We start from the raw sequence: 19,731 nt of genomic DNA, 5'->3' as shown, positions 1-19,731 counted from the left end.
ATATTCTAAAAAAGAATAAACATTTACTATTTTATAACTACGAAGCGCCGTATAAAAGTGGATTATGCACTTGTACCTATTCGGAGACATTGGCGGAGAAGTGCACCAGCTCCACAAGGAGACAGGATCAGAGTGAAGTGGCCGTGCCGTGGGGGCGGCCCGGCCACACGGATTGATATCAGTCCCTGGCTGGCCTCTCAACGACCTTGCGTTTGCCCTTGGCGCAGCGGGACAGCGCCTTGAGGCCATCACCCTCGAAGGCATCCACACGGATAACGTCATAGAGTGCCGTCAACGCCTCCTGCAACTTGTCGCACTCGTCTGCCCTGACGACGCCCTCGGCGCAGGCCCAGTCCACCAGTTCCTTGCGTTCGTGGCCCATCAGCAGGGCAATGCCATCCAGTTCGTCTTCGTCCCGGTTGCGGATTGCTTCATGCAACCGGCTGCGCATTCCGGCCGTCTCGTTTGCCAGTTTGTACGCATTGAGTACCCGCCCCAGGGGATCTTCCGGGTCCATGGTGGTGTAGGCGCCACGGCTGATCCGCTGACGCACCGGGGTGTCCTTTACAATACTTTCAGCCACTCTGGCGCCGAGTTTGTCGTCCGGGCCATTGAGCCCGGTGGCGCCCAACGGGAATACCAGCAGGCGCAGTGGCCAGCGCAGGGCCGGAACCGGGAAGTTGATGATGGCGTCGCGCAGGGAACCCTGAAGGTCCCGCAGACAGGTTTTCAGGCACCATTCCACCAGTGGCCGCTGGTCATCCGGGTAGCCTTCCTCGTGCCACTGCTTGATCACGGCGGTGGCGTAGTACAACTGCACCAGGCAGTCCGCCATGCGGCCGGAGAGCCGCTGCCGGGCTTTGAGGCCACCACCGACCGTCAGCAGGGTCACGTCGGTCATCAGTGCGAACGCGGCCGAGAACCGGGCCAGTTGACGGTAGCAGGGCTTGATATCACCCTGGCGCGGCACCGATTCGATCCAGCCCCGGGTCAGGCCCAGCAGCAGGGCACGCAGGGCGTTGCGGGTGGTGTGAGCCAGATGGCGGTAGAAAATGCCATCGAATTTCTTCGCCGCCCTGTCTTCATCCTCCATGCCGGCCGCTTCGATTTCCTCCACGATAAAGGGGTGGCAGCGGATGGAGCCCTGGCCGAAGATCATCAGGCTGCGGGTGAGGATGTTGGCGCCCTCCACGGTGATGCCGATGGGCACCGCCTGGTAGGCCCGGGCGAGGAAGTTGCGGGGGCCGGTGATCACGCCCCGGCCGGCGACAACGTCCATGGCATGGTTGATCACCTCCCGCATCAGGTCGGTGTTGCGGTATTTCAGCACGGCGGACGGCACCGAAGGTCTTACTCCCCGGTCCAGCATGCCTGAGGTGAGCAACCGGGCCGCGTCCATCATGTAGGTGTAGCCGGCAATGGGTTCCAGGGCTTCCTGCACGCCCTCAAACTGGCTGATGGAATGGCCGAACTGCTCCCGGGTGTAGGCGTAGGAGCCGGTGGCAAGGCTGGCCACCTTGCCGGCGCCAGTACCCAGGGCGGGCAGGGAGATGGAACGGCCGATGGAGAGGCATTCCAGCAGCATGGTCCAGCCCTTGCCAAGCATGTCCTGGCCGCCGATGACCTGGTCCATGGGGATAAACACATCGTTGCCCCAGGTCGGCCCGTTCATGAACACGGTGTTCATGGGCAGGTGGCGGGCGCCGGCATTGACGCCCTCGGTCTCCCGCGGGACCAGGACGCAGGTCACGCCAATCTCGTCGTTATCGCCGAGCAGTTTGTCCGGGTCATAGACCTTGATGGCCAGGCCAATCAGTGTGGCCACCGGTGCCAGGGTGATGTAGCGCTTGTTCCAGGTCACCTTCAGGCCCAGTACTTCCTTGCCGTTCCATTCACCCTTGCCAACGATGCCCTTGTCCGGAATGGCACCGGCATCGGAGCCGGCCACCGGGGAGGTCAGGGCAAAGCACGGAATCTCGTCGCCGCCGGCCAGTCTCGGCAGGTAGTGCTTTTTCTGCTCATCGGTGCCGTAGTGCATCAGCAGCTCGCCGGGGCCGAGGGAGTTGGGCACCATGACGGTGACGGCGGCGGACACACTGCGGGTGGAGATTTTCATCACGATTTCCGAGTGGGCGGTGTTGGAGAACCCCAGGCCACCGTCCTCTTTCGGAATCACCAGGCCGAAAAAGCCCTTTTCCCGAATGAATTTCCAGACCTTGTCCGGCAGGTCGTACTGTTCGTGGGTGATCTTCCAGTCGTCCAGCATGGCGCAGAGTTTTTCCACCGGGCCATCCAGAAAGGCCTGCTCTTCGCTGGTGAGGTGTGCCGGTTTGGCGTCCAGCAGCTTGTTCCATTTGGGGTTGCCGGAGAAGAGTTCGCCGTCCCAGTCCACTGAGCCGGATTTCAGGGCTTCGGCTTCGGTATCCGAGAGCTTCGGCAGGCGGCTTCGAACCCAGCCAAGCAGCGGCCGGCTGAGTTTGTCCAGCCGTAAATCGCCGGGAACCGTCAGAATCAGGGCCAGGGCCAGTAAAACGCCGCCAAACAGAATGCTGACAAAATGCCAGTCGTCCTGAAACAGACCGATAACCGTGGCAATGGACATCACCAAAGCAGCTGTGGTGCCGCCGATACCCAGATAAATCAGTATCAGCGCACTGATCAGCAGGAAAAGAACACTCATGGGGCAGACCTCCGTATCGTGAATGTAATCAGCCGGATTGTGCTTCTAACCATCGGTCAAAGTTCCTGCGGTTGCAAGAGGAGCCGGCGGGTTGCGTGGCCTGGTTCCTAGGATCGGCCCTAAAGGCTGAGGCCAAAGATCAGTAACGCCAGTGTGGCCAGCAGCACCGCCACGTTTATTCCAAGCACAGAGTTAAGCCGCGGAGGGTCCGTCAGGGCTCCCGGCAGCCTGAGGCTGATCCACACAGCCGCCGGCGCCGGAGCAAGCGCGATGGAGGTCCATGCCGGCAACCAGCCTGCCAGTATGCCGGCCCCCAGGACACCGTAACTTCCCAGCAACAGACTGCCAGCGAGCCGGGCTGCCGCGGGTTGGCCCAGAGTTATTACCAGGTGTCGCCGCCCGACTTTCCGGTCTGCTTCGGCATCCGGTATCTGATTGATCAGCAGTAGCTCGCTGACCAGCAGCAGGCTTATTACCGAGACCGCGATAGCTGCAGCATCCAGCCGGGCGCCCAGGGCAATCAGGCTGCCCAGTATCATCACCGGCCCGAAGCCCAGCCCCGGGGCCAGCAGGCAGATGATGGGCGAACGGGTAATCCAGCGGGTGTAAGTCAGTACCAGCACCACGCCCGCCGCCCCGAGCACCAGCATGGGCACCCCACGGAGCCAGATAAAGTACAGGCCGATGGCCACCACCACGGCCAGCGTGCCGAGAGCCGCCAGCAACACGCCTTTTGCGGCAACGGGAACCTCCGGAAGCGCCCCGCTGCCGCCGGAAAAGGGCGTGCGCCGGGTGATCAGATCCAGCCCGGAAACAAAGTCCTCGTATTCATTGAGCAGGTTGACCGCCGCGTGGGCGAGCAGTGCGCCGACCAGAACCAGAAAGGTATCCAGTAACGCCGGTGGCTCCCCCTGTTGCCAGGCCAGTGCCACACCGAGGCCCGCACACAGGGGGGCGAGCACCAGAAAATTGGGGCGGGTGGCGCGCACGACCGCAGCGGTTTCAGACATGGGGTCCTTCCTCAACGAAACAGGGCTGACTTGATCCGGTGGTCAGATGTAACCGGCAGCGAATACCAGCCCGAGCACCACGGGCATCACAACAAGACTACCAAGATTGCTCAATAATACCAGTGAGGCCACCTTATGTGGCTCCTGGCAATACTGTTCAGCCACTATGTAGTTCAGTACCGCCGGCGGCAGGGCGGCGAATACCCACAGCGCCGCAACCTGCATCCCCGGCAGGTCGAGGATGGCGATCATGGGCCAGGCCAGCAGCAGGCCACTGGCCGGGCAGGCGATTGCACCGAGCATGCCCAGTTTCCAGTCGCTGAAGTCCACATCCAGCATGCGGACGCCCAGAGCAAACAGCATCAGCGGAATGCTGACACCACCCAGCATGTTCAGTGTCTCCAGCAGCCACTCCGGTAGAGGAACGCCGCCAAGGTTCACCGAAAGCCCGGCAACACTGGCGAGCACAATCGGCAGTTTCAGGCGTTTCACAATGGAGGCATGGTGGTCCAGTATGTACAGGCCGACAGAGAAGTGCAGCAGCATTTCCACGATAAACAGCACAATCGCCGCTGGCAGGGCCGCGTCACCGAAGGCCAGCACCAGTAGGGGAATACCCATGTTGCCGGAATTGTTGAACATCATGGGCGGCAGGAAGGTTTTCAGGTTCAGCTTCAGAATCCTGGCCAGCGGATACAGCACGATACCCGAACCAAGCACCACCACCGTGGCCGCCAGCGCCAACTGGGCATAGTCCTGCAGGGGGGCCTTCTGGTCCGCCAGCACCGCAAACACCAGCATGGGGACGAACAGTTCCATGTTGAGAACGTTGAGCCCCTGGATATCCGGGGTGCGGTAACGGCCATAAAGGGCACCGCAACCGGCGATCAGGAAAACCGGCAACAGGGTGGACAGAATCTGGCCGATCATTGAACAGGCTCCGACAGGCGTAAGAGAGATAGCGAATGAATAATCCGTTAGGTTCGCAAGTATCGAGCCGGTTGGGCAAGTATTATTCGCAAACGTTCGACCAAAGCCGGAGGCAACTGGGTGTGAACGGACCAGGTTGCGGTGGCCGGCCAGGCCCACCAAAATACTGGCCTGAGGTTTTAAATTGCTGCGGAGAGTCCCTGTGTCCAGTCCCTTTGATCAGCCTGTTTCCCGGGAAAACACCTGTTCGGTCAAGTTTGATGCCCGTAGGGCCGTGTTTGGCCGCGATGACGTTATTCCGGTGTGGGTTGCCGACATGGATTTTGCCGCCCCTGAGGCGGTTACCCGGGCGCTGAGCGAGCGGGCTGCACATCCGGTGTATGGCTACACCCTGTTTCCGGACAGTCTTTACCAGTCCATGATCGACTGGTTCGCCGACCGACATGGCTGGGAGATCCAGCGGCAATGGATCCTGATGGCACCCGGTGTGGTCCCGTCCCTGAACGCGGCCTGCATAGCCTATGCCGGGCCGGGCGAGGGTGTCATCATCCAGCCACCGGTGTATCCGCCGTTTTTCAGTTCGGTCCGGCACAGTGGCCGGAAGGTGATCGAGAACCCCCTGGTGCCGGAAGACCCTGACACCGGCGAGCCCGGCCACTACCGGATGGATCTGGATCACCTTGAGCAGTGCGCCGCTCGGCCGGATGCCCGTATCCTGTTGCTGTGCTCACCCCACAACCCGGTCGGGCGGGTATGGTCTGATGAAGAACTCAGGGCCGTGCTCGCCATTGCCCGCCGGCATCAACTGGTGGTGGTCTCGGATGAGATTCACTGCGACCTGACCTATCGGGACAAACCCCGCCACACCCTGTTGGCCAATCTGGCCGGGCCGGAGGATGCCCTGGTGATGGCCGTGGCACCCAGCAAGACTTTCAATATGCCCGGCCTGGGGCTATCCGCGCTGGTGATCCCCGATTCGGACCGGCGTAGGGCCATAAAAGCCGTGTTCGCGTCCATGCATCTGCCCCAGTGCAACCCGTTCAGCATCGCCGGCTTCGAAGCCGGTTACCGCCACGGCGGTCCCTGGCTGGATGATCTGATGGCCTACCTTCAGGCAAACCGGGATTATGTGGTGGAGGCAGTCAGCCAACGGCTGCCGGGCATTCGGGTATCGGCACCGGAAGGCACCTATCTGATGTGGCTGGATTGCCGCGGGCTGGACCTTGACGATGCCGGCCTGAAGCGGTTTTTTGTCCGGGACGCCGGTGTTGGCATGAATCCCGGGGTATCGTTTGGTGACCAGGGCAGCGGCTTCATGCGGCTGAACATCGGCTGCCCCAGAGCCGTGCTTGGAGAGGTTCTGGGCCGGATAGAAACCGCGCTTGGGAACTTCAGCCCGGATCATAGGGCTTAGCGGCGGCCGGAAGTGAGAGACCAGGTATCAGCAGCACCAGAAAGAGGAAGCTGCGAAAGCGTCGGATGAGTTCAGTCATGGCTGTCTCCCTTTGCTTGCTGTTCTTTGATCCGGTAGTGCGCACGTTTGCCGGTCTGGGTTGCCAGTAACAGTCCGGCGAGAATCAGCAGACCACCGATGATATGAAACACTCCAAGGGACTCCCCCAGAAAGACACCCGCCAGCACGGAGGCGAAGACCGGTGTCAGGTACATGAAGATGGCCGCCCGGGCCGGGCCGATTTTATGCACACCGTGATTCCAGAAAGCGTAGGCCAGAATGCCCGGGAAAATGGCGAAATACAGCAGGGGCAGAGCTGTGCTCCGCGACAGATCAAAACCACCTGCGAAGAAAAGCAGATCGGTGAGGTAAAAAGGCAGTATCACCAGGGTACCCAGAAGTATCTGGGTGGTCAGGAAGGTCAGGGCCGGCAGCGGCACCGCCTGGCGTCGCAGCAGGACCGAAAACAGCCCCCAGCTGAAGACCGCCGCCACCATGATCAGGTCCCCTGGCTGTGTCTGCAGGCCGGTGAGTACCGCAATGTCGCCCCGCGCCACGACGGTGACAATCCCGATGATGGCCAGGGCGATACCGAGGGCCTGGATGGGCCGGGTCCGGTCGCCGAGCAGAATCCAGGCCAGCAGTGCCACGAAGATCGGAATGGTGGCGTTGATCAGGGCGATGTTGGTGGCCGTGGTGGTGGTTGCCGCGAAGTAGAGTAACGAGTTGAAGGCTGCCACGCTGAAGGTCGCCAGGGTCAGCATGGACCGGAAATGCTGGCGAATAACCTGGCGGTGGCGCCAGACACCCGGAAGCCCGAAGGGCAAGAGGATGGCGAGTGCAATGATCCAGCGCCAGAAGGACATGGACAGGGGCGGGATATTCTCAACCGTGCCCCGGGCGACAACGGCATTGCCGGCCCAGAACAGGGGTGTCAGAACCAGGCCAGCGTAGGCCAGCCCGGGAGTTCGGGGCAAGATTCCGGCGTTTTCCGCAGACACGCGCGCTCCTGTTGGTTGGGGGGGTGGCCAATAAAACGCATAGGATACTACTCTCCCGGAACTTCTGCCTCCGTACCAATGTGGTAGGCCGCGAAACCAGCCATTCCGGCAGGTTGACGATGGGAATGCCTACGACCCGGCCAGAGAGTTTTTCCGGGTTCAGGTCATACACGGTCTGGCGAATAATCTCGATCCTGTTGACCCTCCTGGGATATATTCCGGGGATTGTGCATGCCGTGTACATCATTGCGAAAAAGTAGTGGCTTACCGGCTAGTTGTCTGGTCTGAGGTGCCAAAGATCGCCGTCTCTGAAGGCTCTGTGCTCGGCCTCCAGCTTCAGCAGGTGCGCCAGTGCTGACCGTTCGGCCACCCCGTGAATCGCCGCCGGTACATCATCGTATGCCTTTGCTGTCAGCGTTTTAAGATTCACCGGGGTCAGCGCTTTCAGAGTACGAGCGATCTTGTGCTCCCGTGACAGCCGGTGGGTAATCAGGAAATCAATGACCGCTTCCGGTTGCCCCATCAAGAATCCATGGGCCGGGGCAATGTGGCGGATGGACTCGGCCAACAGGTCGTACAGGGACTCAATATAGGCCTTCATGTCCCCGTCCGGCGGATTAATCACCACCGTGGACCCCTGCATGATGTGGTCACCGGAGAACAGCAGCTCCTGATCGGTCAGCAGATAACACAAATGATTCGAGGCATGGCCCGGGGTGTGCAGTACTTTCAGAATCCCGGCTTCGGTAACAATCAGATCACCGTGCCCGGGTTTGTCATCCGCCCGGAACGTCTGGTCCTGACTCGCGCCCTTGGGCGCCGGCCAGCCGTAAACACGGCAACCGGTTCGCTCCTTGAGAGCCGCAACCGCCGGCGAGTGATCCTTATGGGTGTGGGTAACCAACACCTGATCAATCACCCCACCGGTCACCTCCAGAATCCGCTCAATATGGTTGTCGCTCGCGGGGCCGGGGTCAATCACGGTAAACCGCTCATGACCCAGCAAATAGGTGTTGGTGCCCGGCCCGGTCATCATCCCGGGGTTGGGTGCCGTCAGCCGGATCACCCCGGCCGCCACTTCCACCGGCTCACCGGGAATAATCTCTGCCCGGGTTGATCCCTCCCCTTCCGGATCCAGCTTGACCGCCTCGTCATAGGCCGGCGCCCCCGGTTCCAGCGTCACCGGCTTGCCCTTCTTCAGTCCCGGCCAGGGTTGACTTGGGTGAGGCCCAGGTGGATTGGCGTGGGCATAGCGCATGAGCGCATCGGTGGTTTCGAAATCACTGAGCACCCGCAGCGTCCGGATTGTGGGAAGCCCTAGCAACCGCTGGCCATTCCGATGATCCTCAAGCGCCTGCTCCGGGCGAATCCAGACATGATCAATGGTCTCCACCCCATCATGGCTGGCCAGTTGCCCCTCTGGAGCGGTAGCCACAAAAAACCGCGTATCGAACCGCCGTGGCGGCCCCGGCGGCGTAACCCAGCGGCCCAGGTAGGCCAGCCTGTCCAGCGGAATCGACAACCCATGGTTATCGCACAGGCTGGCCAACGACAAGTCGCCCCTGAACAAAGCTTCCCGGTCGCCATGGGCCGGATGGTCCCCGGAAACCGGATGCCCCTGCGCATCCACCGCAACCAGAATCCCGGCTTCCTCAAAACACTCCCGAACCGCCGCCAGCATGTAATCCGCGCCACCCTCGTCGACACTCATGGTCTGACTGACCTCGGCATCTCCGGGACCGAGAGCGTGTTCCCGCCCGCCGGGCTCGTGCTCTTCGACTCTTCCTCCCGGGAACACAAAATACCCGGGCATGAACACCGCATCCCAGGTACGTTGCAGCAGCAGGACTTCAAGGCCTTCGGCAGTGTCGCGAATTAAAACCAATGTGGCGGCAGGGCGGATATCCATAAAACTCCAAATGCGATCTTTATTATTCGGTGCGCGAAGAGAGTACGAACGACATCAGGAAAGAGCCTTCCAAAACTGTGTGGAGCCAGGGATGGCGGAACTCAAGCGTCACAGGGACGTGCCGCAAGGAGCGTGTTTTGGAAGGCTCTTTCCTGATGTCGCTGCACCAAAGCTTACAGCGCAAAGGTCCAATAGCAAGATAACCGATTTAAAGCAGAACGTCTTGAGATGAACACTAAAGTCGAACAGCGTATGATTCGCCCCCAGAGACCCAGCGAGAACAGGAACCCCCCGTGGCCCGAATCAAACTCTCCTTCCCGGACGACGCCTTCCGCTTCGAAACCAGGATGCCCGTCAGGATCACCGACATCAACGGCGCCAACCACCTGGGCAATGACGCCCTCATCTCCATGCTCTCCGAGGCCAGGGCCCAGTTCCTGGTCAGTTATGGCCTCCAGGAAGCGGGTAAGGATAGCACCGGCATCATCGTCACCGACCTGGCCACCATGTACCAGTCCGAGTCCTTCTTCCCGGAAATGCTGCGCTTCGAAGTCGGCCTGATGGACTTCAACAAGTACGGTGGGGATTTTGTCTTCCGGGTCACCAAAGCCGAGAGTGGCCAGCCTGTGGCCCTGGCCAAGTACGGATTCGTGTTCTTCAACTACCAGCGCAAGGAAGTGGTGCCGGTACCGGAAAGCTTCCGCTCACGCTTTGCCTGACCCATCACTGGACATGAAGGCGGGGTCAGATGAACGCTTTCATCTGACCCCATTCTGGCTCGTGCTGCTCTGGAGCGGTTTCATGCCGGAGCGATAAAAACTGTAAGCCACAACGCCAGCAAAGAGATTGCCCACCAGCGCGCCACTCATGAGGCCAAAGATGCCATTGATCTGGCTGCCCAGCCAGAGTAACGGCAAGTAGCAAAGAAACAGTCGCAAAGTGGATACCAGCAACGCCCGCATGGCCAGTCCCAGGGCGTTGCATACCGACACCATCAGCATACACACGCCCAGACCGCTGTAACTGAGCGGGACCCGCACCAGATATGCAGCCAGTACCTCCTGGACATCGCTGTCGTTTGAGAACAATTCAGACACCAGCCCGGAGGCCACCACCCAGGTCAGACCAATGGCCAGCTGCCAGACCACCACGAACCGGACCGCGATGCGCACCAGTTTTCGGATCTGTTCAATATCCCCGGCACCCAGCAACTGGCCAATCATCGGTGGCATCGACATGGTCAGTGCCAGCACGACGATAAGGGAGAAAAACTCCAGGCGCGTGCCGAGGCCCCAGGCGGCCACGGCCCCGGAGCCGAAGCCGGCGACAAGGGCCGTTGCCAGCATCGCCGAGACGGCGGGCATCAGCTGGCTGACCATGGCCGGGGCCATGATGCCGTTGAGCTGCTTAAGGGCCTGCCAAAGGGCAAGCTGGCGCAGATCAAACCGGACCCAGTGACGCTTCAGAAGTTTCGGGTAGATCACCAGGCAACCGATACCGAACGAGGTGACGGTGGCCCAGGCGGCGCCGGGTAACCCCCAGCCAAAGGTGAAAATATAGAGCGGATCCAGGGCGATGTTGGTCAGGCTGGTGGCCACCATCATGTACCCTGGCAGTTTGGTGTCGCCATGGGAGCGGCACACACTGTAGCCGAAATACAGAACCGCGCCGGTCCAGGCGGCAATCAGCCAGGGAATCCAGTAGCGCCTGATCAGCGGCAGCAGTGTCTCTTCCGCGCCGAGTGCGGTCATGATGTGGCCCTGGAGAAGCCACAGGGCCGCGCAGATCAGGAAAACCAGTGTTCCACCTACGGTAATGATCAGGCCGCCAAGACGATTGGCACGGAGTTCGTCACCCGCACCCAGTGTGCGGGCAACGATGGCGGTGGTGGCAATGCCCAGGCCCACCTGAAGACCGATGATCAGTTGCTGCATTGGCAGGGTGAAGCCGAGCGCTGCCAGCGGATCTTTCCCCAGTTCCCCGATAAAGGCACTGTCGGCCAGTTGGAAGGTCATCAGGGAGAGTACCCCGAACAGCATGGGCCAGGTCATGCTGTAGAGCTGGCGGGCCAGGCCTGGGGTTTGGGCGGTGGTCTGCACGGGGCGTTGTGGGCCTTCGGTTGGGGTTCGGGCTTTGGGCGGGGATTCTAACAGGTTCTGTTTTTGGGGCACGCAGTCGGCTGGGGGCGGATTTCTGAAACACGCTGTGAATACTTCCCTGTACGCTCGGCTCCGCCATCCATGGCTCCGCACGGTTTCAGAAATCCGCCCCCATCCAACTGCCCCGGCAACCGGAGATATGTCCGGCGGCGAGGGCGATAAGAAGCTTTACAGCACCTTCAGCGCCGCATCGTAATCCGGCTCGCTCTTGATCTCGTCAACCAGCTCGCTGTGCAGAACCTTGTTGTTTTCGTCCAGCACCACCACCGCGCGAGCACAGAGGCCGGCCAGAGGGCCGTCCTGGATGGCGACGCCGTAGTCCTGCTGGAAGCTGTAGTTCCGGAAGGTGGAAAGGGTTTCGACGTTTTTCAGGCCTTCGGCACCGCAGAATCGGGCGGCGGCGAAGGGCAGGTCTGCGGAGATAACGAGTACCACGGTGTTGTCGAGGTTGCCGGCTTTTTCGTTGAATTTCCGGGTGGAGGCGGCGCAGACGCCGGTGTCGATGCTGGGGATGATGTTCAGGATTTTGCGCTTGCCGGCCCAGTTATCGAGCTTGACTTCTTCCAGGCCACTGTTGGTCAGGGTGAAGGGCGGTGCGTTGTCGCCTGTCTCGGGGAATTTGCCGCTCAGTTCAATGGGGTTGCCGTCCAGGGTAACGTTGTTCATGGGGATTGCTCCTTGTCGCTTGGTTTAGAGTCTTACGTACTCTGTGTAGACCACTTTGGATGATTTTGCCCGTCGGCTCGTGGGAGGACAGTGTGGGAGTGGCTTCGAACGCCAGAGCAAATATTCAGTTGCCTGTTGCCCCTTGTGGCTCGAAACCTTCGGCAGGATAACGCTGAACCATCAGCAGATAACAGCCCATGGCAATGGCGGTGCTCCGGCGCTCCTGTCTGTTGGCGTTGAGTGATTGTTCAAATTCCGATACCGTGGCTTCGGTACACGACACCAACACCCTTTCCGGACGAGGAGTGCCTTCGATGACCATGACTCTCGCTTTCGACGTTTACGGAACCCTGGTCGACCCCATGGGCATGTCCCGCCTGCTGGCGGAGGATGCGGGTAACAAAGCCGAAACCGTGGCCGCGCTCTGGCGCGAGAAACAGCTGGAGTTCTCGTTCCGCAAGGGCCTGATGAAAGTCTACGAAGACTTCGGTGTGTGTACCCGGCAAGCCCTGCGCTACGCTATGGCCGCCCACAAACTGACCCTGTCTGAAGAGCGCGAAAATGTCCTGATGGCGGCCTATTTGTCCCTGCCTGCGTTCGACGATGCGTTGCCGGCGTTAAAGAGCCTGAGAGGCGAGTATCCGGTTTTCGCATTCTCCAATGGCGGCTACCCGGCACTGGAGAAAGTGCTCGGGCACAACGACTTGCTTGACCAATTTGAAGGTCTGGTATCGGTAGACGATATCAAGAGCTTCAAACCGGACCCGGCTGTCTATGCCTACGCCCGACGTGCTACGGGTTCTTGGGAAAAGCCCTTGTGCCTTGTTTCCAGCAACGCCTGGGATGTCATTGGTGCAAGGGCAGCCGGGTTGTTGGCAGTCTGGGTCAAAAGAGATCCGGATAAAGTGTTCGAAGACTGGGGAATAGAACCCTCGGCAGTTATCAGCAGCCTTTCGGAGTTGCCTGAGATTTTGAAGGGCCTCTGACTCTGTGGAGGCGACCATCGGGGCGGCGCCTGGCCTTACCATGGTGTCTTCTCTGCCGGCAATAGTCAGTAAGTTGGCACTTGCATTTTCAAGTCTGGCGATATCTTCGCCGATCTGGATCTCGCCTCTGGACAGCTGGTTGTCGATCCAGACTCTCGCCACCGTGTCCTGAATAATGCCCCCGGGGTAAGCCACCATACGATCCAGAAACGCCGACGTGGTAGCGTGATTGGTGACAAATTCCCGGTCCCCCAGGCGGATGATCAACTCCCAATAGTTCATCACGCTTCTGATCGGATTGGTCAGAAGCGTGATGAACAAAGCACCATGGCATAACTGTCACATCCGGTGGGCAAACCGGTCACTTCGGGCCACTGCCCAATCCCGCCTGTGGTTGATATGATTGCACCCCACTGGACACAAAAACCAAAAACAGGACCGCCATGCTTAGCTTCCTCCCTGCTCCCGTTATCGGCATACTCAACTCCATCCTGCTGGGAATCAACACCCTGTTCTGGTGCATCCTGCTTTACATTCCGGCCATCCTGAAACTGATTATCCCCATCAAGGGTTTCCGGGTCCTGTGCACCAAAGCCATTATCTGGGTCGCCGAAGCCTGGGTCGCCTGCAACACGGGCTGGATGAAGCTGACCCACAAAACCAAATGGGAAGTGAAAGGCGCCGAAAACCTCAAACGGGAAAGCTGGTACCTGGTGCTGGCCAATCACCAGAGCTGGGTTGATATCTTCGCCATGCAGCGGGTCTTCAATCACCGGGCGCCGTTCCTGAAGTTTTTCCTCAAGCAGCAACTGATCTGGGTGCCGGTTATCGGTCTGGCCTGGTGGGGGCTCGACTTCCCGTTCATGAAGCGATACACCCGCGAGTATCTGATCAAACACCCTGAAAAACGGGGCGAAGATCTCAAGGCAACCCGCCGGGCCTGTGAGCAGTTCCGATATACCCCGGTCAGCGTCATGAACTTCGTGGAAGGCACCCGGTTTACCCAGGCCAAGCACGACAAGCAGAAGTCCCCCTACAGCCACCTGCTTACCCCCAAGGCCGGCGGCGCCGCCTTCGTGCTCGACGCCATGGGCGACTCGATCCAGACCCTGGTGGATGTCACTATCGCCTACCCGGGTGGCGCACCGACCTTCTGGGAGTTTATCTGCGGCCGGGTGAGCGAAGTTAAAATGGAAATTCACACCGTTGATATCCCGGAACACCTGAAAGGCCGGGACTATTCAACGGATGCCGAGCACCGCCGGAATGTCAAAAACTGGCTGGGGGATCAGTGGCGGGCGAAAGACGAACGGCTGGAGAGGATGCTGGCCCGATAAGTATCGGGATCAGCTCTCGGGATCGTCCTCCACGTCACCCGGATGCTCCCGCTTGTAGCGCTCCCACTCTGCCCAGTCGTGGGGCGTTCCGGCGCGGGGCCTGCGCAGGTGCCTGGCATGCTCCAGGGCATTGTGGCGAAGGCTGTGGTCCCGCTCGTCGTCTTCCCTGTCAAAGCCATATTTCTTCAGAAACTCGTCAGGGCGGATGGCCATGGCGCACCTCCATCAATAGCTCATGTTCCCAGTAATACGATGCGCCTGCCGCTGTGGTTTTTCAACCGCTGTCAGCTTTGTTCACGGCCGGGATCTCGTCGGCTTCCACCAGTTTGAAATTGATCTGCCTGCGTTCTTCGTCTACCCCGGCAAAGCTCACCGTTACCGGCTGTTCCAGTTGGAAGATACCGCCATTCTTGTTGTGGATCAGGCGCAGGGTGACTGGATCAAAGCTGAACTTGCCGTCAAGATCCTTGCAGCTGACAAAGCCTTCCAGCCCGTTGGCGTCCAGACGCACGAAGAAACCGGCCGGTACTGTGCGGCTGATCACGCCGGCCATGGGCGCTTCGCCGAGGGTTTTGGCAAAGTCGCTCTTGAGCCAGGCCTCCAGGCTGTTCGCCGCCTGACGGGCGCGGATCTGGGCAGCCTGCAGGGCCTCCAGTTGATCCCCTGTCAGGGCGTTCATGGGGGTGTCCCACAGGGCGGCCTTGATCAGCCGGTGTACGTAGAAATCGGAGAACTTGCGCAGCGGTGAGGTAAACGTGGTGTAGGCATCCAGGCCCATGCCCTGATGCGGGGCGGGTTTGAAGCTCAGCTCGGCACGAGCCAGCTGGCGGGAGAGGATGGCCTTGACAGGCACCTCTGCGTCCAGCGCTTCGGTTTCGTTCATCAGTTTCCTGAACCCGACGGCCTGGTGGGCATCTATTCCCGAAAGGTGCGGCGCATGGCTGTCGATCAGTGCCCGGATGTTGTCGGCACGATCATCCCGCAGCCCGGGATGCCGAATAAACAGGCCGGCGGTCTGGCTGGTGAGGAAGTCGGCGGCGCAGCGGTTGGCGGCGACCATGCATTCCTCCACCAGGCGATGGGCTTCATTCTGAAGCGACGGCTCAATCAGACGGATGCGTTTATTCTCGTCCAGCCGCAGCCGGAATTCCGGCCGGTCACCACTGAGCAGCGCATGTTCGCTGCGCCATTTTCTCAGGGCTGTGGCTGCCTGGTGCAACTGGTCCAGGCTGTTACCCACGGCGTCCGGCAGGGCCTTGATGTCGTCGTCTTCCCGGCCTTCGATCAGGTTGGAGACCAGCTCGTAACTGAGTTTGCCCTTGGACCGGATCACCGCCTGGTGAAAGCTGTAGTCGCCGAGGCTGCCGTCGTTGTTGACCTGCAGATCGCACACCAGTGCCAGCCGCTTTAGCTCTGGCATGAGCGAGCAAAGACGGGTGCTGATGCTGTCAGGCAGCATCGGCAGTGGCTCGCCGGGGAAGTAGATAGCGGTAGCCCGGTTGAACGCTTCCTGTTCCGCCGGGCTGTTGGTGTCGATCACGGCGGTCGGGTCGGCAATGGCGATCGAGAGCGTCCAGCCGGTGGCATTGGGTTCGGCCAGCAGGGCGTCATCCATGTCCTGGGTGCCCGGGCTGTCGATGGTGACATAGGGGCGGTCGGTGCGGTCTTCCCGGCCGGGTTCCCGGGATTCGATGTCGCTCTCACTCAGACTGTCGGCCTGTCTCTGCACCGTTTCCGGCCAGGTGTCCGCCAGGTCAAAGGTTGCCAGGGTGAAGGCGCGTTCGATGCCGGGTTCCCCGGCCTTGCCGATAACCCGCAGCACCCTGGCCTGGCCCTTGCCATCCTTGATCGGATGTTTGTGAATCTGGCAATAGATGTAGTCATCCGGCTGGGCATTCATCCGTTCTTTGGGCGGAATGAAGATCCAGCGGTTGATGCCCGGGGTCTCGGGTACCACAAAGTGACCCTTGCCCTTGACCAGGTAACGGCCAACAAAGGTGTTCAGGCGGGTTTCCAGCAGTTCGTCCACCACACCCTGGGTCTTGCCTTTCTCCACTTCCTGCTCGGTGACATTCACCCGGTCTCCCGGCAGGACTTTCTGCATTTCTTCCGGAGGCAGAAAAACATCGCGGCCCTCGTCAAGCGCAACGAACCCGAAGCGGCCATTGGTGGCTTTGACGATACCGGGGAAGACTACCTTGTTTTCCTCGATATCGGATTTCAGCTGGCGCAACTGGCTGAGAGCGTCGGCATTAAGCATGAAGTAACCTGGCTGGTAAATAATGAATGATGGGGCGGAGTATAACGGTTATGGCTTCATGCGTCAGATAGCAGAATACCCGAATCAGATCTCGGCCCAGAATCGCTGGAGATTGGCCAGGGACTTGGTGAGCAGATCGAACTCGGTCGTCTTGCCCTCACGTTCGAAAAGTTGCCGCCGGGCTGTGTCGAGGTCAAACAGCACTTCTCTGTGAGCCGGGTCCCGGATGGTACTCTGAATCCAGCCAATGGCGACACGGCGCTGGCCAAGGGTCACTGGCTCAACCCGGTGCAGGGTCGAGGAGGGATAGACCACGGCGGCGCCGGCGGGCAGTTTGTAGGACTGTTCACCGGCCGTGGTATCGGTTACCAGCTCACCGCCCTCGTAGCTGTCGGGGTCATCCAGGAACAGGGTAAAGGAAATGTCGGTCCGCAACCGGCCAGGCCCGCGGCCCATTACCGGGTCGTCCACGTGGTTACCGTAGGTCATGCCAGCCCGGTAGCGACTGAACAGGATCGGCGCCATTTTCGCGGGCCTGGCCGCCATCTGGAAGAGCGGGTGTCCGGTCAGTGCCTTCTCCACCTCGGTGCGAAGCGCGTTCGCGGTTTTGCCGGCCATCTGCAGCTGCTCATTGTTCTTGACCAGTCTGGCGTGCCAACCGGCGGTGTTGCGGCCATCTTCAAAGCTACCAGCGTCCATTGTGGTGCGTATACGGCTCAGTTGCCCGGTGGTCAGGATCTCGCTGATGCACAGAATCATGGTGTCTCCAATCCGCAATAGGAATAATTTGCAATTAAGCCCAGCATTAAAGCATCATGCCCGACCATGGCACAGCCATCAATCTTCCCGCCGTTGAGGGCGCTCAGCCTGCGGCCTGCTTGAGGAGAGCACGATGACAAATCAGAAACTGAAACTGTGGACCTGTGTCGGTGTGGCGACATTACTGACAGGCTCCGGCGCCCTGGCCGATGAGCAAAAAGACCGGCATAACGCAGATAGGATCACCTCTGGAGCCCATGGTGGAGAGGGCGGCGAAGGTGGTGCTGCGCTCAGCTATTTTGCTGCCGGTGGCGAAGGTGGCGAAGGTGGCGAAGCTGGAGGTTCCGTATCTGCCGTTGAGTCCGACGGAGCCTATGTTGCCATGCTCCGTATGATGCAGGGGCACCTGATGGCCGCCCGGGAGCTGATCAAATCGGGGAAAGTCGCCGACGGCCGGCCCCATCTGACCCATCCCTGGGTTGAGGTATATCCGGTGGCCGAGGCAGGCCTTGAGAGCCGGGGTCAGAAAGAGCTGCGCAACCATCTGAAGGCACTGGCTGAAAAGGCCGGACAGGTGGAAAACTGGGGGGATGTCAGCCAGGAATTCCAGGCGGCCTGGGGGGTTATCCAGAAGGCGGAAAAATCCGTTGAGGGCCAGAGTGCCGCCAGCGTGTCCGCAGTTGTGCTGTCGCTGACCAAGCAAGCGGTACTGGAGTACGATGACGCGTTGGAGAACGGGCGTTTCGTGGCAGAGCATGAATACCAGGACGGCCGTGGCTTCGTGATGTCGGCCCGCGATTATCTGGACAGCCACCAATCAATGCTGAAGCAACAGAACACGGAAGCCTGGCGGGATGCCGGCAAGGCTCTGGATGACATGCGGAAGGCCTGGCCAACGGCCGTGCCGCCGGAACAGCCTGTCATGCCCGTTGCCAATCTTTATGCCGCCCAGGCGCGTCTGGAGCTGGCACTGGCACCTTACCTGTATTGAGCCCGGCATCTTTCCGGGGCCGCAGTGGCCCCGGTTTTGGTGTCCCGGGCCTTAATGTCCGGGTTAATTGTACTGGGTAAATACCCGGGTCTGGCCGGCCTCGTTAAACAGGATGATCTTGTAATGGTCTTTCCGGCCACCCATTTCCATGCCTGGCGAGCCGATCGGCATGCCCGGAGCGCTCAGGCCGGTTGCCTGGGGTGCTTCGCTGAGCAGGCGTTTGATGTCATCCGCCGGAACATGGCCTTCAATCACATAGTCACCCACAAAGGCGGTGTGGCAGCTGCCAAGACCCGGAATCAGGCCGGCATCGGCCTTGATCTTGCCCATGTCATTGGAGTTGGTTGTCTCAACCTCAAAGCCGTTCTCTTTCAGGTGGTCGACCCAGTCGGTGCAGCAGCCGCAGGTCGGTGATTTGTAGACATGGATACTCTGGGCGGCACCCGCCGCCAGCGCGGTGGTGCTGAAGCCCAGGGTGGCCATCAGGCCGAGAGCCAGGGTGTGTTTTTTCATGGTGTTTTCCTCAGTGGTGAATGTTGGTGTTCGGTTGAGCCCTTTTCGCCGGTGCATGCCGGTGCGGGGCTCATCAGGATTCCCCAGACAGCATAGAGCAGGCTGGCGGTCACCGGAATACCCAGTGTGTTGTAGACGAAAGCGCCAACACTCCTTTGCTATTGTTCCTCAACACGATGATTTTGCCCCCAGGCGGGTACAGGGTCTTCCCAGTGTTCGATCAACCGGCAGATGGTATGGCCATCCGGCGTGCCATCCGGCATGGCCTGCCAGGCAGACATGGCCGCGGTCATCCGCTCGCGCAGCTGCTGCAACTCACGAATGTCCCGCTCGACCTCCGCAAGCCGCTGCTGAAACACATCCCGTACCATCGGGCATGGCGAGTGGTGACCGTCCGCCTGATCCAGAATCTGCCGGATCTCCGGCAATGAAAACCCCAGCTGCCGGGCCTTCCGGGCAAACCGGAGGCGCCGCAGATCGTCGGCATCAAACTGCTGGTAGTTGTTGTCCGGATTGCGAGCTGGCTTCAGCAGATTTTCCCGGGTGTAAAAGCGCACGGTATCCGGGTTCACCCCGGCGGCCACTGCAATGTCTTTGACTTTCATGACGGATCTTCCGATAAAGTTATTGATAATGCACCGGACCCGGCAACCACCGAAAACCGGAACTCACGGCAGTGTAAAACCTGTGAGTTACTCCCAGGTCAAAGGTTTTTGGGGGGGGAGGAAAACTACTGGCCCCTGGTGCGAAGAAACGTGCCGCAGGCCTTGCACTGGTCCGGTGCCATCAGTTTTGCCTGCCAGCCAATCCTGTGGCCACAGGCGGGGCACATCAGCCGCAACTGAAGCACAATGATCGGCGTGATCAGGGCTGCGATCAGAACCCCAAGGGGCCCCCAGCTCTCATCACTGGACAACCCAAGCTGACTGCTGAACACCAGAATGATGGTCAGCGCCACAAAGGCAAAAATAAAATAGTTCCGGTTCCAGCGCTCCCACCGGCGGATTTTCTTGTCCTGTTCCGGGGTCAGGTATTTTGCTGCCATAAAATCTCACCTGAAGTATCTGAGGGGTATCA

At 60.1% G+C, this 19,731-nt stretch carries 19 protein-coding genes and 1 pseudogene; 6 read left to right on the top strand and 14 right to left on the bottom strand.

Features of this window, described 5'->3' with window-relative positions; genetic code table 11:
- Window positions 1–178: 178 nt before the first annotated feature.
- From QPL96_RS11710 to QPL96_RS11700, 3 genes are all read right to left on the bottom strand, one after another.
- Window positions 179–2,680 (bottom strand): acyl-CoA dehydrogenase, encoded by a 2,502-nt coding sequence (locus QPL96_RS11710; protein ID WP_303287550.1) that lies wholly within the window; start codon window positions 2,678–2,680, stop codon window positions 179–181.
- Window positions 2,681–2,799: 119 nt separating this feature from the next.
- Entirely contained in the window at window positions 2,800–3,690 is an 891-nt protein-coding gene (locus tag QPL96_RS11705; RefSeq protein WP_303287549.1) for a prenyltransferase, read from the bottom strand.
- Between the two features lie 42 nt (window positions 3,691–3,732).
- The gene (locus tag QPL96_RS11700) at window positions 3,733–4,620 is read right to left on the bottom strand and encodes an AEC family transporter (RefSeq protein ID WP_303287548.1); all 888 of its coding nucleotides are present in this window, start codon (window positions 4,618–4,620) and stop codon (window positions 3,733–3,735) included.
- 202 nt (window positions 4,621–4,822) lie between these two features.
- Between QPL96_RS11700 and QPL96_RS11695 the strand changes: the two genes are divergently transcribed.
- Window positions 4,823–6,034, top strand: a complete 1,212-nt coding sequence (locus tag QPL96_RS11695) for a MalY/PatB family protein (RefSeq protein ID WP_303287547.1) — start codon at window positions 4,823–4,825, stop codon at window positions 6,032–6,034.
- Between the two features lie 71 nt (window positions 6,035–6,105).
- Here the strand turns inward: QPL96_RS11695 and QPL96_RS11690 are convergent, their stop codons facing one another.
- Window positions 6,106–7,074, bottom strand: coding sequence for a DMT family transporter (locus tag QPL96_RS11690; protein WP_303287546.1), 969 nt, complete (start codon window positions 7,072–7,074; stop codon window positions 6,106–6,108).
- A gap of 185 nt (window positions 7,075–7,259) precedes the next feature.
- On the opposite strand from QPL96_RS11690, the pseudogene QPL96_RS11685 reads away from it, so the two are divergent.
- A pseudogene (locus QPL96_RS11685) lies at window positions 7,260–7,334 on the top strand (YqaE/Pmp3 family membrane protein); the annotation flags it as partial.
- A gap of 11 nt (window positions 7,335–7,345) precedes the next feature.
- On the opposite strand, the gene QPL96_RS11680 reads toward QPL96_RS11685, so the two are convergent.
- A complete protein-coding gene (locus QPL96_RS11680) occupies window positions 7,346–8,983 on the bottom strand; it encodes an MBL fold metallo-hydrolase (protein WP_303287545.1) in 1,638 nt (545 codons plus the stop codon).
- A gap of 293 nt (window positions 8,984–9,276) precedes the next feature.
- On the opposite strand from QPL96_RS11680, the gene QPL96_RS11675 reads away from it, so the two are divergent.
- Window positions 9,277–9,702, top strand: a complete 426-nt coding sequence (locus QPL96_RS11675) for a thioesterase family protein (protein WP_303287544.1) — start codon at window positions 9,277–9,279, stop codon at window positions 9,700–9,702.
- 39 nt (window positions 9,703–9,741) lie between these two features.
- On the opposite strand, the gene QPL96_RS11670 is transcribed toward QPL96_RS11675, so the two are convergent.
- From QPL96_RS11670 to QPL96_RS11660, 3 genes are all read right to left on the bottom strand, one after another.
- Window positions 9,742–11,034: an MATE family efflux transporter gene (locus tag QPL96_RS11670; RefSeq protein WP_303287602.1), complete on the bottom strand. Its 1,293-nt coding sequence runs from the start codon at window positions 11,032–11,034 to the stop codon at window positions 9,742–9,744.
- Window positions 11,035–11,310: 276 nt separating this feature from the next.
- Window positions 11,311–11,808, bottom strand: a complete 498-nt coding sequence (gene tpx, locus QPL96_RS11665) for a thiol peroxidase (RefSeq protein WP_303287543.1) — start codon at window positions 11,806–11,808, stop codon at window positions 11,311–11,313.
- A gap of 124 nt (window positions 11,809–11,932) precedes the next feature.
- Entirely contained in the window at window positions 11,933–12,091 is a 159-nt protein-coding gene (locus QPL96_RS11660; protein ID WP_303287542.1) for a hypothetical protein, read from the bottom strand.
- A 31-nt stretch (window positions 12,092–12,122) separates the two neighbouring features.
- Here QPL96_RS11660 and QPL96_RS11655 point away from each other — a divergent pair, with 31 nt between their 5' ends.
- A complete protein-coding gene (locus QPL96_RS11655; protein WP_303287541.1) occupies window positions 12,123–12,794 on the top strand; it encodes a haloacid dehalogenase type II in 672 nt (223 codons plus the stop codon).
- Window positions 12,795–13,237: 443 nt separating this feature from the next.
- Window positions 13,238–14,131: an acyltransferase gene (locus QPL96_RS11650; protein ID WP_303287540.1), complete on the top strand. Its 894-nt coding sequence runs from the start codon at window positions 13,238–13,240 to the stop codon at window positions 14,129–14,131.
- 9 nt (window positions 14,132–14,140) lie between these two features.
- Here QPL96_RS11650 and QPL96_RS11645 read toward each other — a convergent pair whose 3' ends face one another.
- From QPL96_RS11645 to QPL96_RS11635, 3 genes are all read right to left on the bottom strand, one after another.
- A complete protein-coding gene (locus tag QPL96_RS11645; protein ID WP_303287539.1) occupies window positions 14,141–14,344 on the bottom strand; it encodes a hypothetical protein in 204 nt (67 codons plus the stop codon).
- 61 nt (window positions 14,345–14,405) lie between these two features.
- On the bottom strand, window positions 14,406–16,391 hold the full coding sequence (locus tag QPL96_RS11640) for a ribonuclease R family protein (protein ID WP_303287538.1): 1,986 nt from the start codon (window positions 16,389–16,391) through the stop codon (window positions 14,406–14,408).
- Between the two features lie 84 nt (window positions 16,392–16,475).
- On the bottom strand, window positions 16,476–17,150 hold the full coding sequence (locus QPL96_RS11635) for a Fe2+-dependent dioxygenase (protein ID WP_303287537.1): 675 nt from the start codon (window positions 17,148–17,150) through the stop codon (window positions 16,476–16,478).
- A 133-nt stretch (window positions 17,151–17,283) separates the two neighbouring features.
- Here QPL96_RS11635 and QPL96_RS11630 point away from each other — a divergent pair, with 133 nt between their 5' ends.
- On the top strand, window positions 17,284–18,141 hold the full coding sequence (locus QPL96_RS11630; RefSeq protein WP_303287536.1) for a hypothetical protein: 858 nt from the start codon (window positions 17,284–17,286) through the stop codon (window positions 18,139–18,141).
- Window positions 18,142–18,204: 63 nt separating this feature from the next.
- On the opposite strand, the gene QPL96_RS11625 is transcribed toward QPL96_RS11630, so the two are convergent.
- The 3 genes from QPL96_RS11625 to QPL96_RS11615 form a co-directional block, all read right to left on the bottom strand.
- Window positions 18,205–18,654, bottom strand: coding sequence for a DUF411 domain-containing protein (locus QPL96_RS11625; protein ID WP_303287535.1), 450 nt, complete (start codon window positions 18,652–18,654; stop codon window positions 18,205–18,207).
- A gap of 158 nt (window positions 18,655–18,812) precedes the next feature.
- A complete protein-coding gene (locus QPL96_RS11620) occupies window positions 18,813–19,259 on the bottom strand; it encodes a MerR family DNA-binding protein (protein ID WP_303287534.1) in 447 nt (148 codons plus the stop codon).
- Between the two features lie 125 nt (window positions 19,260–19,384).
- Window positions 19,385–19,699, bottom strand: a complete 315-nt coding sequence (locus QPL96_RS11615) for a hypothetical protein (protein ID WP_303287533.1) — start codon at window positions 19,697–19,699, stop codon at window positions 19,385–19,387.
- Window positions 19,700–19,731: the final 32 nt, after the last annotated feature.

It is taken from the genome of Marinobacter sp. SS8-8 (genome assembly GCF_030540945.1).
Classification (GTDB): Bacteria; Pseudomonadota; Gammaproteobacteria; order Pseudomonadales; family Oleiphilaceae; genus Marinobacter.
This window is presented reverse-complemented; position numbering and strand designations above follow the sequence as displayed.

What these genes read in the sequence shown, in the direction of transcription:
- QPL96_RS11710 (WP_303287550.1), bottom strand. Translation starts at nt 2,680, where the DNA reads ATGAGTGTTCTTTTCCTGCTGATCAGTGCGCTGATACTGATTTATCTG.
- QPL96_RS11705 (WP_303287549.1), bottom strand. Translation starts at nt 3,690, where the DNA reads ATGTCTGAAACCGCTGCGGTCGTGCGCGCCACCCGCCCCAATTTTCTG.
- QPL96_RS11700 (WP_303287548.1), bottom strand. Translation starts at nt 4,620, where the DNA reads ATGATCGGCCAGATTCTGTCCACCCTGTTGCCGGTTTTCCTGATCGCC.
- QPL96_RS11680 (WP_303287545.1), bottom strand. Translation starts at nt 8,983, where the DNA reads ATGGATATCCGCCCTGCCGCCACATTGGTTTTAATTCGCGACACTGCC.
- QPL96_RS11670 (WP_303287602.1), bottom strand. Translation starts at nt 11,034, where the DNA reads ATGACCTGGCCCATGCTGTTCGGGGTACTCTCCCTGATGACCTTCCAA.
- tpx (WP_303287543.1), bottom strand. Translation starts at nt 11,808, where the DNA reads ATGAACAACGTTACCCTGGACGGCAACCCCATTGAACTGAGCGGCAAA.
- QPL96_RS11655 (WP_303287541.1), top strand. Translation starts at nt 12,123, where the DNA reads ATGACCATGACTCTCGCTTTCGACGTTTACGGAACCCTGGTCGACCCC.
- QPL96_RS11650 (WP_303287540.1), top strand. Translation starts at nt 13,238, where the DNA reads ATGCTTAGCTTCCTCCCTGCTCCCGTTATCGGCATACTCAACTCCATC.
- QPL96_RS11645 (WP_303287539.1), bottom strand. Translation starts at nt 14,344, where the DNA reads ATGGCCATCCGCCCTGACGAGTTTCTGAAGAAATATGGCTTTGACAGG.
- QPL96_RS11640 (WP_303287538.1), bottom strand. Translation starts at nt 16,391, where the DNA reads ATGCTTAATGCCGACGCTCTCAGCCAGTTGCGCCAGCTGAAATCCGAT.
- QPL96_RS11635 (WP_303287537.1), bottom strand. Translation starts at nt 17,150, where the DNA reads ATGATTCTGTGCATCAGCGAGATCCTGACCACCGGGCAACTGAGCCGT.
- QPL96_RS11630 (WP_303287536.1), top strand. Translation starts at nt 17,284, where the DNA reads ATGACAAATCAGAAACTGAAACTGTGGACCTGTGTCGGTGTGGCGACA.
- QPL96_RS11625 (WP_303287535.1), bottom strand. Translation starts at nt 18,654, where the DNA reads ATGAAAAAACACACCCTGGCTCTCGGCCTGATGGCCACCCTGGGCTTC.
- QPL96_RS11620 (WP_303287534.1), bottom strand. Translation starts at nt 19,259, where the DNA reads ATGAAAGTCAAAGACATTGCAGTGGCCGCCGGGGTGAACCCGGATACC.
- QPL96_RS11615 (WP_303287533.1), bottom strand. Translation starts at nt 19,699, where the DNA reads ATGGCAGCAAAATACCTGACCCCGGAACAGGACAAGAAAATCCGCCGG.